Genomic DNA, 15,250 nt, shown 5'->3' on the forward strand with positions numbered 1-15,250 from the left:
TTGGACAGTAAGGTATTAATTCCTCTCATCGTTCAATCAGGAGCCAACGTACAGTACAGTTCCTAATTCAAACAAATCCCCTTGTCAATAGGGTTTGAGATGCGCTAACCCTGTCAAAAGATAGAACCGAACTCTGGTAGTAGAAATCGTGGATAAAATACAGAATTTTTTAAAAGTAATAAAAGGATTATCGCCACAAGAAAGCAACGGACTCCAATCAGGTTATAAATATTAATCGAGGCAGAATTAGTTGACAAAACTAAGTTTGAATCCTTACTTCAATAAACTAGAGAAATTGGAAAAATCTTAGTTGCATCTACTCGAAAAGTTAAAGAGAAAATCAAGCAATGAAATTAATTGCGAATTGTTTTGGTTGGGGAATGCCTGAGCAGTACCACTGGCAGTTGGAGAACCCGCGAGAAATCACACCAATTCCTTACATTGGGCGGTTGGGGATTTTTGAAGTACCTGATGAATTGGTCAGGAGTGCGATCGCCTTATGAAATCTGTCCTTTCTCTTTTCTCCGGCATCGGCGGACTCTGCCATCACGGAATATCAGCCGCAGGTCTATTCCACAAATTCCGAATCCAGCAATTTGTCGAAATCTCCCCTTATGCTCAATCACAATTGCGCCATGAACAACCAGGAATTCCAATCCACGCAGATATTACCAACTACCACTGCCACCGACGACAATTCGACATTTTGTGTGGGGGATTCCCTTGTAGTGGCACCAGTAACGCTGGAGATAAAAAAGGACTCAACGACCCCAGATCAGGACTGTGGCGCGAAATGTTCCGCATTATCAACCAGTGTAGACCAGCAATCGCTCTCATCGAAAACCCAACAGGGTTAATCGCTAGAGCAATGGCAACAGTCCTCGAAAACCTTTCCCAAATCCGGTACGTATGTCAATGGTCAACTATACCCGCGTACTGCCTTGGCTTGCCACATGAAAGAGAAAGAGTCTTTATCATTGCCTACACCGATGGCTTATTCCACCGTCAACAGCCAACCCCCTGGACAGACTAAATTGTCAATCAGATTACGCAAGTACGGTTCTCTCATGAAGACCGAAGCTTTGAACCCGGCATTCGTGAGGTGGCTTTTGGGATTCCCGTTGGAGTAGCCAAGGGAATCAAGGGTAATTATGATGCCCGTCGCGCTTATGGTTTGAGTTGTTCTCCACGACAGTCTGCCGTTTCCTGGAAACGAATTGATTACTTGTGGAGTCTAAAGTCCTGTCAGGAGGCATAACCATGATTAACCAAGTCCCGAATCTAGAAACTTGTTGGTATCTTTCACCACCTTGGGGTAAAGAGATTCCCCCCTTAGAAGTTTCCCTGTTGGAGAAAGTCTACGTCACTACCACCAAATCTTTCGGTTACTGTTGCGGTGTAGAGTGGTCAGCTAAAGGCTGGAATTATGAGATTGTCTCTGGCAACGATAATCTAACTGTTTTAGGACGTGAAATCATTGGTACAGGCAGCTTACAATTAGTTACCAAAGAAAAGCCCGTGTTTGGACTAGGTGAATTAGTCGAGTTCCGATTTCATGGCGACGGGCCACCAGCAAGGATTGTTCAGGGCATCCAACTGATTTGCGATTCCTGGTTCTACTGCATCGAATGGATATCGCCGGAGTTATCTGAAAACGGTGACGCATCTGACAAAGAGAAAATGGGGCAGGCTTCGTACCCAACCGATCCTCCATTTACACAGACAAGCATCCCCAAAAAACCTGCCCTATTTTCTAAGCTGCTCCCTCGTGACGAAATGTTTAGCTCCAAAGATTCTTTAGCACGGGTGACTGAATACGACTTGGAGAGGGTGCGATTATGACACCAAAATTGTAGAGTGGGGAAGTTGCAACAGCTAATAAAATGTCCACAATTGGATCACAAAATGATTCTAGACTTACACAATTAAGTAATGGTATCGGTTAGACCGATACCTTAACTACTACTAATATACTCGTTAAAAATATTACACTCGTAATGCTACTGAGTCAACCACGTCACAACCCAACAGTGATAAAGGTGCAGTTGCCCAAACTATTCTCCTTCAAACATCAACGTTTCAGAATCTGGCTTTGATTATTGTTTTCCGAAAGTGACAAAACAGTGTTAGAAATGCTAGTCCATCCCAAAATTTACTATGAGGCTGGCATTTTTGCACTCACCTTGGTCAAGGAATGGGACGAGCATCTAATGTTACCAAGTCAAAGTTAGTTTGCGCTCTGACTGATTTTAAACGGATTTCCAGAAGTTGCCCTGCCTCAACGCTATTGGGACTAACATAATAAACAGTTAATCGTTCAAATTTACCAGCTTCTGGGAGACGAACATGAGTCTGATTAGCAGAAGCTAGTATAGTTCCACCAGCACGTAACTCCACACTAAATCCGGGGAAGTCTGTAAAATATTGTCTTCGCCCTACGGATATACCCAAGGTATATAACGTTTTAGGAGCCAAGGCTGTGGAGAGCGTTTGAAATACAGTTGCACCATTACTATAGAGTGTTTGAACTCCGTCAGGGACAAAATTAAACGAAGCCGCAGAAGGATTAAATACTCCAGGATTGCCAGTGTTAATCACTGACCAATCAGTTATATTTGCGATGTTGGACAAGCTATCGCCTACAGACGGCAACTCAAAACTAGGATTACGAACCGCAATTGAATAAAAAGGAGCCGTAGGTGTTAAAAGTGAAATTCCTCTACCAAGCAAAGGTAGCTCTAAAGAGGCAGATGAAAGTTGTTTTGTCCGATCACATAGACCTGTTGTTAAGCTACCACTCTCACCCCTAGCGTATACCAGGTAGTCCTGTCCTTGTTGGAAGTTAAATGAACAACTATTACCTGAAGGACTAGTTACAACTAACTGTTGCAAGACTTCTCCTTTCCATATTTGGGAAACGCTAAAGGTGGCACTACCTGCTGTATTCACATTGATCACTTTGCCAACAAAGACAGCCGTTGCTCCCTTCAAGGCATCCTGTGGTGACGGAAATTGAGAGCATCGGCAAGCATACGCTGGTTTATTCGTCGTGACCAAGATCGCGATCAACAAAGGAACCGCCACTAATAAAATGATTACTAGCTTGAGGATTCGGTTTACAAAGTGCTTTCGGTTTCTGCTCATTAATTTCAAATTAGTATGTTAGTAGCATTATGCACATACATCTTAAATATCCAATTTTACGGAATTGAACGCAATATTTCTTTTGTGGCTAGTGGATAAGGCACTGCACGAGAATTTCAATTGCTGCTAACGAGTGCTTGACTCAAGGGAGTCCATCTATACAAAAAAACTGCCCTGGGGCATGGACAGAGCAGCGCTTCATAGGGAGAATTAAATAAAGGACTTTTAAAATCTTGTCCATGTTTTACATATAATTCGTTCGCTATGTAATACTCTTCAGTTCAAGTTTTGTACTTTATGCAGAAAGAGCGAAAAACTTTTAAAGCTGCACTATACAAGGATTAGACGCAATAAACCAAACCCAATACAACACCCTTGGCTGAATGCGTGTTAACCAATGGTTATCAAAATTTGGTCAAGCAAACATAAATGCACCATTACCCCAAGGAGCAATCGTAAGCTGTGGAGGCGCGATTGTTACTTAGGCAGGGATGAGGCGGGGGCGGCGAGAAGCGAAGCTTAGGCTTTTGGCGATCGCTTTGTTAGGTGGGCGGATACGCGAACGCCTACGACAAGCGCACTTTCATAAAATACTCTACTGAATTATCCACTTGGCCAGAGTATATAAAAACCAATGCTTGGTTTACTAGCGTTTAACTTATATAAAAGTAATTATTTATACGCCTATAAGCCGATTTCAACCAAGCCATCAAGATTAATCCTAACTTTGCCCAAGCCTACTACAACCGGGGAGTTGTCCGCTCTGCATCAGGAGACTTGCAAGGGGCGATCGTTGATTTCAACCAAGCCATCAAGATTAATCCTAACTTTGCCAATACCTATTACAACCGGGGTATTGCCCGCTCTGAATTGAGAGACAAACAAAGGGCAATCACCGATTATAACTAAGCCATCAAGATTAATCCTAACGATGCCCTAGCCTACAGCAGACGGAAACCTTGGGAAACAATAATATCCTCTACGCTTGTTGCGTCTATTTATATAGCTCAACTTATATAGCTCAACCCTTGATCTTCGGAAAAATATCACCAAATCGACAGAACCATCTGCTTTAGCTGGCAAGATAGAATCGTAATGAAAGTTAACATTGTTAAATATATCTTCAATTATGTTTCCTAACCTTGTGGAAGATACCAAAGAATACTGGTGCAAGTTAAATGAGTTAGAAGTTGCTTACCAAAAAGGTGAAGTCTCTATTGAAGAGGTAGATGCGAGGGTTAAATTGCTGATGACTGAATTAGGTAAAAGTCGCCAGGCAGCATTAAACTACGTTTTGAATAGCTTTTACCATCTTTTGAATGAGCAAGGAGAAGCAATTGTTGGTATAGCAATTTTAGGAGTCATTAGCTACGCTTGGGTGGTTCTCAGCTAAGTAGGCGGCTAGAATAAAATGTAAGATAAAAGAGATTTGTTCTTTGTAGAGGGGCAATATTGCTAATGTCTGCACCCATAAAGATAAATTGGCAATGTTCTAGATCGGTTGCTATGTCCTTAAACTAGTAAACCAAACTCTCTCTGTTCGTTGTGCTTATCTTAATGGTTTACTTGCTATTTGAGTGTTTCTGCCAAAAGTGGATGCTCCCAAGAAAGGTCATTCTTTTGCAATCGTTTCCGCAGTTTTACGATCTATCCTTACCTTATTTTTATCCAGTGAGATGATTTCTTTGTGTAATCGAGAACGGTGAATAATTAACGTTGACGCTTCACAAGCAAAATTCATCTAATTTCTGTTCTAACTCTTCAATTCGAGCTACAAGAGGAGCCATCATAGCTTCAACTTCGTTAACAGAATAGCGAATAGGAATGTGTTGAGAACAATTCTCACTCAAAGCTTCGACATGAAATAGAATAGCTCGCTCAACTTTTGCTGGATAGCCAGGGATGCGAAGTCGCTCAATTAAAGCACTATCCCCTTCAACATATTGTGCCTTCCCCCAAACTTTGATACGTCTGCGTTGGCGGTAATCCATCAGGAACAGAAATGCTTTTGCTTCCCCTTCAAGGTTGCCTACGGTAATGTACTGCACATTCCCAGAAAAATCGGCGAACCCCAGGGTTTTCTCATTCAACACTTTCAGGAAACCGGGCGCTCCTCCACGAAACTGGATATAGGGATAGCCATTGGAACTCACCGTTCCCAAATAAAACCCATCCAAATGAGCAATAAATTCGGCAATTTCTAGTGTAATTGAATCATTGGCAGGACCATTCGCAATATAGCGTTCATAGGTTTGCCGTGAACCCCGTTGTGACTGGGCGGCTTCAACTTCAGGAGTAAAAGCAATTTCTCCAAATTTGCGTGGCATAGTGCGCTCCTAAACTCCAGCAGGTTCTTCAATACCAATCATTCCAATAAAACCGGGGAGATGCTTGAGCCGTTCAATCCACGCTTGAACATGAGCATAGGGTTCGAGAGAAATCTTACCATCGTTCGCGAGGGCGACATACGGAAAAACAGCAACATCGGCAATCGTAGGATGTCCCAACTCTAACCATTCACTTTCTGCTAGATGATTATTAAGTTGTGTGAGGATAAACTCTGATTTTTGATTTACTTGTTCTAGATTAATGTCAGTAGCTTTGAACAGGTGATATAAGCGTGCCGATTCAGGGCCAAACCGAATTTCTCTCGCAGTTGTAGATAACCAGCGAATTATACGACTCATCGGCTCTGGCTCTTGAGGCAACCACCCTTCTGTGCCATACTGTCGAGCTAAATAAACTAGAATTGCTTGAGCATCTGCCAATATAATATTTCCATCAACCAAAACTGGCACTTGACCAAAAGAATTTAGTGCTAAAAATTCTGGCTGTTTGTGCGCTCCTCTAGGCAAATCGACTTCTACCCATTCGTAATCTAAGCCTAATAGCGACAACATTAGTTTTACTTTATAGCTGTTGCCAGAGAGTTCGTGACCGTAAAGCTGAATCATAGATTAATCCTTCAGATGAGGTAAGAACGAACAAGCCTAATCACAGAAATTGAGTGGCACTACCTGTTTCTTTTCTGTACCGTTCGTTCGGTATTAGCCACTGTACCGAACGAACGGTATAATGTCAACAGCTATTTTTGTAAACTCTTGCAATGCCCAAAGAAACATATATTCCATATCTCATACGACTGTTTCGCCAATTCGGGTATGATGGCGCAACTCTATCTAAAATTTCTGAAGCTACTGGGCTTGGGAAAGCCAGCCTTTATCATCACTTTCCTGGCGGTAAGGATGAAATGGTTGAGACAGTGCTAGATTTTCTCCAAGAGTGGTTAGCCCAAAACATTTTGACAGCACTTACCTCCCAAGGTGATGCGCTAACACGATTACAGCTGATGTGCGAGCGCCTGAGCGAACTTTATGAAGGAGGGCACCAACCCTGTATGTCTGCCATTTTATTAATGGGTTCAGCCCGTGATATCTTTCACACTAGAGTTAATGCTTTATTCTGTGTCTGGATTAATGCGATTGCCAATGTTTTAATCGAAGGTGGGATGGATGAAGAACTCGCCAAATATCGAGGGGAAGATGCAGTGATTGCTATTCAAGGTTCCCTAATTTTGTCACAAGGGTTGAATGATCCATCTCCTTTTATGCGTGTTATTAAACAACTACCTAGACAACTTTGCACTCCAAAGCCAGGGCTACAAAAAGACGATTAATACTGACACGTTGGATACTAGGCATATTGGCAGCAACGTCTACAATATTCACCTTGGGCAGCAGACAGCAGCATCGAATAATTCAATTCCATCGCTTTCATTAGACAGAGCGATGTCTACTTTAATGAGCTGCGACGCTCCTGCGTCGCTAACGCTACGCTATCGGTGTCGCTTACTTCCTCTGTCCACAGGTTTCCTTTCATCAACAAGCCATCACTAGTAAGCACATTTTGTCAACTTTTAAAGGGGAAAAGACCGATTCGTGTCGTACTTTGCCAACAGTATCGACGCTCTAATCACCCCTGCTTAAGTTGGCGTTTAACTCATGGATTTTGCGTGGTGTCATTTGAAGAAAGTTGTCAAACTGGTTTATTGAATCTTTGAGCATAAAGTTTGTAAACTATGAACCTATTGCAGTCACTCCGTCACTCTGGACAATCCATTTGACTTGATGGGTTTGAGCGAAGCTGGGTGAGCAGTGGTCAGTTGCAACAAGCCATTGAAGAGGATGGGTTAAGGGGTACACGATCAAACTTTGAGGCGTTGAACCTTGCCATCCAGGGACATGCGTACGATCGCGACTTCAATATGCTGGCACAACAAGGGATGAGCCGGAGCGCTCGATCGGATTATGAATATTTGCTTGTGCGAGATTTACAATTAGCGGCTGATCGGTTGAAACAAGTTCATGCTCATACACAAGGACGAGATGGCTATGTTCAAGTCGATCTGCCGCCTGACACGCTATTTGAAGCTGAAACTGCGATCGCTGCTGCTCAAAAAATCTGGCGAGCTGTGGGGTGGAGTAATTTGTTGCTGAGAATCCCAGCGACTCAATTAATGCTGCCAGTGATTGAACAACTGCTGAAGGAAGGCATGAACGTGAATGCTACGTTAGTGTTTTCTCTAAACGTATACAACCAGGTCTTTGAGAGTTATCTCAGAGGATTAGAGAAGCAGATTCAGCTAGGAAAGTCCGTAAGTTACGGCGTTTGCTTTGTCAGTTTTGCCATTGATCGGTTGGATGTGGCGATTAATCCACTCATTGCTGACTCAGAAACATCTTTTGGCATGATGCAATCTAGGCTACTTTATGAACACTATCAAAACCAACGCCAGCGTTCGCTCCCTAAAGGGGCAAAGCCACTGCGGTTGGTGGGGGATTGCACAGATATTTCACCTAAATTCGCATGGTATTATATTCAGGCTCTAACGGTTCCTGAAACAGTGATACTGCTATCGCCATCGACTTTAGAGATGTATCGTAAGGTTTCTCTGCTGCCTATAAGGCAAATTAACGGTGAAAGCGATGAACAGATTATAATAAGCGAAACAGAAATTCTCTCGGATAAGCGAGTTGACCAACTCGTGAACGAGGAAATGGCGCGATCGCTCAACGCCTTTCAACAATTGCTAGACACCATTAAACACAAGCGAAGACGCTGAATCTGGCTGCCTATCGCCTCAATGGTCAATTGCCCCTAACGCTTTCAAGGTAGTTCTTTGAGCTACTGTCAACCCAATTGCTCCTTGAATATTCATACCTTCATACAGGCGATTGACCGTCAACGTTTCGATACAGCATCCTGTTTGCACATCCCAAAGCTTGATTGTGCGATCATCGCTTCCACTGAATAAGATTTGACCGTTAGAGCTAAAGACGACTGACCGAACCCAACCACTATGTTCATCCAGGATGTGGAGGCAATGCCCCGTTTGCAGATCCCACAGTCGAATAGTTTGATCATCACCGCCACTTGCTAAGAATCGACCGTTAGGACTAATGGCAACCGTCCAGACGGCTCCTGTATGCCCCTGCAAAACATAAAGACATGCTCCAGTTTGCACATCCCATAATCGAACCGTGTGATCCTGACTGCCGCTTACCAGCTGATGACCGCTCTTGTCAAACGCCAGTGCGAAAATTGTACCTAGATGTCCCTGCAAAACATAAAGACATGCTCCAGTTTGCACATCCCACAAGCAAATGGTGCGATCAAAACTGCCACTTGCCAATACTTGACCGCCCGGGTCGAACGCGATCGCGGGAATCCCGTTCTGGTGTCCGTGTAACACATGCAAACAGTGATGTGTTTGCACATCCCACAGTCGCACGGTGCAATCATAACTACTGCTTGCCAGAATTTGTCCTGTTGGGCTGAACAATACTGTCCACACGGCCCCATTGTGCGCTGACCATCGATCAAGGTGGCCAGTTTGAATATTCCATAAAGCGATCGACTCATCGTGTCGATTGATTGCGAGCGTTTGATTGTCGGGACTAAAGCTGACGTTGCTGAATGAGGACATCCGACGGGTCGGGCTGGGAAACGTTTTGTAAGGGTGATACGATGACGGATTGCCATCTGGTTGCAAATGCCACACGTGAATCATTTCATTTTGACCACTACTTGCAAGTATCTGGTCATCCGAACTGAGGCTCAGGGAATGAATCCCACCAGTATATCCACGTAACGTTTTCAGGTTTCGTCCGCTCTGTAAATGCCATAGCCGCACTGTCTGGTCTTCTCCTGTACTGACCAACAATTGGCTATCAGCACTGATGGCAAGCCCAAAAACATCGTGGGTATGACCCTCAAGGACATGAATGGGTTGCCCGTCTTGAATATCCCAAAGGCGTAGCGTACCGTCGAGACTGGTACTGGCTAACCAATGACCATCCCGGCTAAAGGCAATGTTCCAAACCCAATCGGTGTGTCCTTGCAGCACCTTGGCACTGGAATTTATGACATGGGGTTTTGGATGTTGATCGTCTGAGAGATGAGCGCTCCACAGTCGAATCGATCCATTCCGACAGCCGCTAGCGAGCAGTTGACCATCCGGGCTGTAGCGCACACACTGAACCCCACTGGTATGCCCCTGTAAGACACTCAGGCAGTTCCCATCGCTTACATCCCAAATCCGAACGGTTGTATCATTACTGCTACTGGCTAATGTTTGTTGATCAGTCGCGAAGTGAACGGAATAAACACTCTGGGTGTGTCCTTTCAAAACACGGAGACACTGCCCTTGCAAATTCCATAGGCGCACCGTTTTATCTTCACTACCGCTTGCTAACTGTTGACCATCGGCACTAAAACTCACTGATCGAACGCCACCTGTATGGTCTGTTAGCACTTGCAAGCATCGCCCACTTTGGACATCCCACAAGCGCACCGAACTATCACTACTGCTGCTGGCTAACGTTCTGCCATCGGGACTAAAGGCAACCGACCAAACCCAGCCTTTGTGTCCTGAAAAGGTGGCTAAGAGTTGGGTTGTGCTAATGTTCCAGAGATAGATGTTGCCAATAGAATCGCCCACGGCCATCATTTGACCGTCTGGACTCAGGTCTACCGACATGGCAATACTGAGTGTTTCTGAAAAGATGGACTTGGCGAAAGTGGCATTTTGAAAATTGACTCCTGTTAAATCGACCTGCCGTAAGTCGGCTTGCTGCACCACAAGACTAGAAAAATCCCAGCCGCGTAAGTCCACTTGAAACTGTACTAGCAGATTAATCAGGTTGCCTGCGGTGTATCCTACTTTCTTCCCCTGTTGCGTTAATAAGTGCCTTGCTTGCGCCTCAATCGCCGCCACACTGCCAAAACAAGACAGCAACCGTTCCATCACAGGTTGCACAATTAAGCGCGTTTGAATCTCTCGAATGTAATCTTTTGTTTGTACTCGCACTAAGGGATGTGTTTGCCAAACGTTAAGCTCAGAAGTCTCAAATTCGATGCAAAGAAGCTGCACGAATTGTTCTGTGATATATTCCATCACCACAGGTTGCAAGAAGAATAACCCATCGTTTTTTTCAATTAGAGATCGCCTCAGTAGTGAGTTAATCAAATTAGGTACACTTTGTTGAGCAGCAGGATCAACCACGTCCTCTCGAATATCGGCGATCAAGACTGGCTCCCGATGAATTACAAACCAGAACAGTGTTTTTTGTTCGGCTTCGGATAGGCGAGCGAACTGACGGTCTAGTAAATCGCGGATGTCTTCAAAAACAGCCAATCCCTGACTCAGATAAGGCAATACCTCGGTAATGCTGCCGCTAAACAAATCCTCAATTGCGGCTGCCACTAGTTTCAATGCCAGGGGATTGCCACCGTAGTGGTGAATTAAAGTCTGCCATTCCGCTTCTGAACCTGTAAACGCTCCTTTTTGTCGAAAAATGGCGCGTCCGTCATTAGCTGTCAGCCCGCTCAAGCTCAACGATCTCACCAGCACCTGTGCGCCTTCCATCAGTGCTATTTCCCGTGGCTTTTCTCGACTAGTGAGCAACAAACAACTTTGGTGGGATGCTTCGCCAATGGCTCTGAGCAATTGTCCATAACCTTCGTAACCCGATTGCCATTGTCCTACTGGCTCACGCTGCAAAATGGTCTCAGCATTATCCAAAATTAATAAACACCGACGCGAGCGCAGATATTGCATCAGTTTAGATATCTGTTGATCAAGCGTGGTGGGAATGATCGGATCTTCCCCAAAAAGCGGCATGAGAAACTTCAGCAGGCTTGACAGGAGTTCATTTAGTGGTGGTGCATTAGCCAGGGAGCGCCAGACAACAATCTCAAATTCTGCTTGCATTTGCAGCGCCGCTTTGACGGAGATCGTACTTTTGCCAATGCTGCCAATGCCCAATAGTCCGACTATGCGGCAGCGCTCAGACACAACCCACTGCCACAGTTGCGTCAGTTCTGCCTCACGCCCATAAAACGCTGAGGCATCGACTGCCATATCCCAGTCCTGTTGGGGATTTGTCCAGCGGCTCTCTGTTTCTTGGGATGATGAGGCAGGGGATGTCAGGTCTGTTTGCGTCAATTCCAGCCCAAACGCCCGGAAGAGATACTCTAATGACTGGCGATCAACCCCTAGTTCGCGCTTGAAAATGCGAGCGAGGGTATTTAGAGAGAGTCCGGTGCGATCGCTGAGATCCTCCTGGCTGAAGCGCTTACGCCAGGTTTCGTCGGATTCCGCCTGCTGTTTTGCCGTCTGAAACTTTTGCCACCCTTGAGGCGATAGGATGGCTCCTCGCACTCGCCCAGAAGTAGAGCGACCTCGTCTAGTTTTTGATGAGTTGGAATCCATAGATCAGCCGATGGTGCAAAGGAATTAGCGAATCTTTTCTTAAGATATCGGGCGTTTCTTTAATCAATGACTCACGGGGAGTTTGAGCAACACAGATTGACAGGCAAATGATTCTATTTTGGTTAGAGTATACCAGGTTTAATTGCTCCTGGCTCATTTTCTGCGGTTTTCCTCAACCACAGAACAATTAAATCGCGTTTTAACTCAAAGAAATTGAGTGGTTTGTATTGGGCGATCGCTCAATTATGAAGTTAATCGAGGTGGGCAGCAAGCTTCACCAACCTAAAGGAGAACAAAATGAGTAGCAATCACGTAAACACTCAAAACATAAAACTGCAATTCCAGAAATTTACCATCAGCATAACCTTGGCGACCCTTGCCGTATCTGCACAGCAGCACGCAGCTACTGCCAACCCGCCATTAGCATCTCACGCTTCAACTAAGTATGAAGTCATCCTTCAACAGCTGGGATTACAAACAACCCAGTCTCAAGCAATCCCGTCTCAAACACCTCAATCTCAAACAACTCAGTTCCAGTCACAAAAAAGCATTTCAACTGATCAAGCTGGGCAAACCTTCTTTAGTCAGCCGCTATATCTGGTTCGGGCTGCTGCCTTCCCAGATGGAGGGTATGTACCTTCTACCTATGAGTTCACGCTAACCATTCCTAAAGATGCTGGGCAACCTTTGAAAGCAGTAACAATCACGCAAGCAACTAACGTAGAAACTGTCCAATTTGATGTCACTCGCAGTCAAGCCTTTAACAGTCGGCGTGCTGCTGGCTTTGAAATCCAGTTGGCTAGCGTTGGCGGTAATCAGCCTTCTAACGTTGGTGAAGCAACGATCGTGTTTGATCGTTTTGCCTGGTAACACTGTGACGATAGCACTTGCGGTGCGAAGAAATCCAATCGGGAGTGGTGTTTATCAGTTTGGTGTTACCGCTTATCCAGATGGGGAGAACAGCCTAGGGCAGTTGTTAGGCTATGGACACATTAACTTCTACGGCAACTCAAACTAAGTAGATTTCCACTAGCTGATTCCATAAATGAATTGGACATCGAATGGATTAGAGGTATCAGTTCAATCCATCCCACCCCTTGGTACACCAAAGCTAAATTCAGTTGAATGCTGAAAATAACTCACGCATTAATCGGAGCAATCTCATGACCCAATCTTTCTGGCTTTTTGGTTCTCGCCTGGATATCATTGCAGACCACACTACGACCGAAGGTAAATACGATCTGATCGAAGGTTATTTCCCACCAGGCTCACAAACACCTCTTCATCGCCACACGCGCTACTCTGAACAACTCTATGTCTTAGAAGGAGAGTTCACAGTCTGGGCAAATGAAAACAAGGCTGTGCTGAAAGCTGGTGAAACCTTCCTGATTCCTCCTGGTACAGCCCATGCAATCGGCGTGTTGAGCGACAAGCCAGCTCGCGGGTTGATGGTTGCTTCTCCTAGTGCCTTTGCACGACTAATTGCAGAGGTGGGAACACAAGAAGAAGACGGCATACCAGATATGGAGTTAGCAGAACGCATTTCTGCTGAAATTGGTGATGAGATTTTAGGATCACCCGATGATTTACCCAGCAGATAAGGCAGCGAGAAAAATAAAATTTCCAAGGGAGAACTAAATATGGTGCAATTACTAGAAACAACAAAACCGCTTAATTTTCTCGCTGTCGGTCATCAACTTGCCGAGGAATTTGCCAAAACAGCCGCAGAGCGCGATCAGCTTCGCTGCGCCGAAGGCGATCGCAATGGTGACAGCCGTCCTATCCATGAGATTGAGCAGTTGCGCCAAAGCGGTTTACTCAATCTGGTAATTCCTACGAATTATGGGGGATTAGGAGAAACTTCCTGGGTCAAAATCTTTGAGTTGATCCGCGAGTTCGCCAAAGCTGATGGCTCTATCGGTCAACTGTTTGGCAATCACACCACGATTGTCAGCTCACTCTCAATCAGCAATCCAACACAAGTAGAACAACTCTACTTAGATACAGTGCAGCACAACTGGTTTTGGGCAAATGCAGCTAATGCCCTTGATCCAAGATTGGTGGCAACTCCGACTAAGCATGGCTGGCAGTTCGATGGCATCAAGCGATTTGCTACAGGAGCAAGCCTGTCAAACAGGATGATTGTCAGTGCTTTAAGTGCTGATTCTAGACAACTCGTAATTGCAGCTATTCCTAGCGATCGCCCTGGCATTCACTTTAATAAAGATTGGGACAACATGGGACAACGCCAAACTGACTCAGGTAGCGTCACGTTTGAGCAAGTTTTGGTGACACCAGATGAAATTCTGACTTTTATTTATCCAAGTGACAGCCCAATCGCCACCCTACTCAATGTCTCCAAGCAACTCAACCAAGTCAACATTTATCTAGGCATTATTCAAGGTGCATTTGCAACTGCACGAGAATACACTACAACTAGAACTCGCCCTTGGATTACATCAGGAGTAGAACAGGCGATTCAAGACCCTTACATTCTGCATCATTACGGTGAATTTTGGATGGACTTAGAAGCGGCAACCTTACTTACTGATCGAGCAGCACAAGTACTGCAAGCCGCCATCGAAAAGGGCATTAATTTAACAGATCAACAAAGAGGAGAAGCGGCAATCGCTGTTTACACAGCAAAAGCATTCGTCACCAAAATTGGTTTAGCAATTACAACGCAAATGTTTGATGTGATGGGTGCAAGCGCTACAGCACAGAGTTATGGCTTTGATCGCTACTGGCGAAACCTCCGTACAGCAACGCTCCACGATCCTGTGGACTACAAAATTCGGGAAGTCGGCAACTGGGCATTGACAGGCACAATGCCAACTATCACACCTTACTCTTGATGAAACGATCTTTGCTTCTCTGCACAGTGAGCGCTCTTTGCGATCAACTTTATCAGCAATCGTTTCCATACCTTTATCCCTTTCCTAAGAAACCATTCTGTTTTCTTAGGAAAGGGATAACTGAAAATTTGGCATAGATCCAAATCATAAAGATAATAATTATCCTCATAATACCAATTTAATGTGAAGCTGCATAGAAAAGAGCTTCTAAGATAAAGTTATAAGAAGAGACAGAAATTACTTCCTCAAATGTAAGTTGGTCGAAGATTTCTTGGATGCGCTCGCGTAAAGCTTGTAAAGAAGAGAAAAGTTGATTTTTGAGAGGTTTCTTAAGAGCTTGCCAAAGCCTTTCTATAGGATTGAGTTCAGGGTTAGCGCGTCTCAAACCCTATTGACAAGCGGACTTACCTGATCAGCAGTCAAGTTAGAAACAAAGTGCCACTATCCAGGCTAGGGTAAGATTTAATCCATCTAGCCC

Annotated in this window: 16 protein-coding genes and 1 pseudogene; 12 read left to right on the top strand and 5 right to left on the bottom strand. The window is 44.7% G+C overall.

The genetic code is table 11. From position 1 onward, the window contains the following. The first annotated feature begins 347 nt into the window (after window positions 1–347). From H6G97_RS33570 to H6G97_RS33580, 4 genes are all read left to right on the top strand, one after another. Window positions 348–503, top strand: a complete 156-nt coding sequence (locus tag H6G97_RS33570; RefSeq protein ID WP_190944766.1) for a hypothetical protein — start codon at window positions 348–350, stop codon at window positions 501–503. Continuing rightward, window positions 500–1,033 carry a DNA cytosine methyltransferase gene (locus H6G97_RS33575; protein ID WP_242055570.1) on the top strand — a complete coding sequence of 178 codons (534 nt, stop codon included), beginning with the start codon at window positions 500–502 and terminating at the stop codon, window positions 1,031–1,033. Before H6G97_RS33570 ends, H6G97_RS33575 begins: the two co-directional genes overlap by 4 nt. A gap of 69 nt (window positions 1,034–1,102) precedes the next feature. Further along, a complete protein-coding gene (locus H6G97_RS53225; RefSeq protein WP_242055573.1) occupies window positions 1,103–1,258 on the top strand; it encodes a hypothetical protein in 156 nt (51 codons plus the stop codon). A 2-nt stretch (window positions 1,259–1,260) separates the two neighbouring features. Beyond that, window positions 1,261–1,842, top strand: a complete 582-nt coding sequence (locus H6G97_RS33580) for a DUF1392 family protein (RefSeq protein WP_190944755.1) — start codon at window positions 1,261–1,263, stop codon at window positions 1,840–1,842. A 345-nt stretch (window positions 1,843–2,187) separates the two neighbouring features. Here the strand turns inward: H6G97_RS33580 and H6G97_RS33585 are convergent, their stop codons facing one another. Then, window positions 2,188–3,144 (bottom strand): hypothetical protein, encoded by a 957-nt coding sequence (locus H6G97_RS33585; RefSeq protein WP_190944756.1) that lies wholly within the window; start codon window positions 3,142–3,144, stop codon window positions 2,188–2,190. A gap of 699 nt (window positions 3,145–3,843) precedes the next feature. On the opposite strand from H6G97_RS33585, the pseudogene H6G97_RS33590 reads away from it, so the two are divergent. After that, a pseudogene (locus H6G97_RS33590) lies at window positions 3,844–4,053 on the top strand (tetratricopeptide repeat protein); the annotation flags it as partial. 220 nt (window positions 4,054–4,273) lie between these two features. Next, window positions 4,274–4,537, top strand: coding sequence for a hypothetical protein (locus H6G97_RS33595; protein ID WP_190944757.1), 264 nt, complete (start codon window positions 4,274–4,276; stop codon window positions 4,535–4,537). 331 nt (window positions 4,538–4,868) lie between these two features. On the opposite strand, the gene H6G97_RS33600 is transcribed toward H6G97_RS33595, so the two are convergent. Both H6G97_RS33600 and H6G97_RS33605 read right to left on the bottom strand, forming a co-directional pair. Then, window positions 4,869–5,471, bottom strand: coding sequence for a pyridoxamine 5'-phosphate oxidase family protein (locus H6G97_RS33600; protein WP_190944758.1), 603 nt, complete (start codon window positions 5,469–5,471; stop codon window positions 4,869–4,871). A 9-nt stretch (window positions 5,472–5,480) separates the two neighbouring features. Continuing rightward, the gene (locus tag H6G97_RS33605) at window positions 5,481–6,098 is read right to left on the bottom strand and encodes a glutathione S-transferase family protein (RefSeq protein WP_190944759.1); all 618 of its coding nucleotides are present in this window, start codon (window positions 6,096–6,098) and stop codon (window positions 5,481–5,483) included. 152 nt (window positions 6,099–6,250) lie between these two features. Here H6G97_RS33605 and H6G97_RS33610 point away from each other — a divergent pair, with 152 nt between their 5' ends. Both H6G97_RS33610 and H6G97_RS33615 read left to right on the top strand, forming a co-directional pair. Beyond that, window positions 6,251–6,820 carry a TetR/AcrR family transcriptional regulator gene (locus H6G97_RS33610; RefSeq protein WP_190944760.1) on the top strand — a complete coding sequence of 190 codons (570 nt, stop codon included), beginning with the start codon at window positions 6,251–6,253 and terminating at the stop codon, window positions 6,818–6,820. Between the two features lie 471 nt (window positions 6,821–7,291). After that, window positions 7,292–8,266 carry a transaldolase family protein gene (locus H6G97_RS33615; RefSeq protein WP_199349823.1) on the top strand — a complete coding sequence of 325 codons (975 nt, stop codon included), beginning with the start codon at window positions 7,292–7,294 and terminating at the stop codon, window positions 8,264–8,266. Window positions 8,267–8,284: 18 nt separating this feature from the next. Here the strand turns inward: H6G97_RS33615 and H6G97_RS33620 are convergent, their stop codons facing one another. Then, complete coding sequence (locus H6G97_RS33620; protein WP_190944761.1) at window positions 8,285–11,917, bottom strand: NB-ARC domain-containing protein; 3,633 nt, start codon at window positions 11,915–11,917, stop codon at window positions 8,285–8,287. Window positions 11,918–12,214: 297 nt separating this feature from the next. On the opposite strand from H6G97_RS33620, the gene H6G97_RS33625 reads away from it, so the two are divergent. From H6G97_RS33625 to H6G97_RS33635, 4 genes are all read left to right on the top strand, one after another. Beyond that, window positions 12,215–12,787, top strand: coding sequence for a DUF2808 domain-containing protein (locus H6G97_RS33625; RefSeq protein WP_199349825.1), 573 nt, complete (start codon window positions 12,215–12,217; stop codon window positions 12,785–12,787). Window positions 12,788–12,791: 4 nt separating this feature from the next. Next, window positions 12,792–12,935 (top strand): DUF2808 domain-containing protein, encoded by a 144-nt coding sequence (locus H6G97_RS54950; RefSeq protein WP_199349827.1) that lies wholly within the window; start codon window positions 12,792–12,794, stop codon window positions 12,933–12,935. A gap of 145 nt (window positions 12,936–13,080) precedes the next feature. Further along, window positions 13,081–13,518, top strand: a complete 438-nt coding sequence (locus tag H6G97_RS33630) for a cupin domain-containing protein (protein WP_190944762.1) — start codon at window positions 13,081–13,083, stop codon at window positions 13,516–13,518. Between the two features lie 39 nt (window positions 13,519–13,557). Further along, a complete protein-coding gene (locus H6G97_RS33635; RefSeq protein WP_199349829.1) occupies window positions 13,558–14,772 on the top strand; it encodes an acyl-CoA dehydrogenase family protein in 1,215 nt (404 codons plus the stop codon). Window positions 14,773–14,950: 178 nt separating this feature from the next. Here H6G97_RS33635 and H6G97_RS33640 read toward each other — a convergent pair whose 3' ends face one another. After that, entirely contained in the window at window positions 14,951–15,157 is a 207-nt protein-coding gene (locus H6G97_RS33640; protein WP_190944763.1) for a hypothetical protein, read from the bottom strand. Window positions 15,158–15,250 lie beyond the last annotated feature (93 nt).

Source organism: Nostoc flagelliforme FACHB-838, from assembly GCF_014698065.1.
GTDB classification, from domain to species: Bacteria; Cyanobacteriota; Cyanobacteriia; order Cyanobacteriales; family Nostocaceae; genus Nostoc; species Nostoc flagelliforme_B.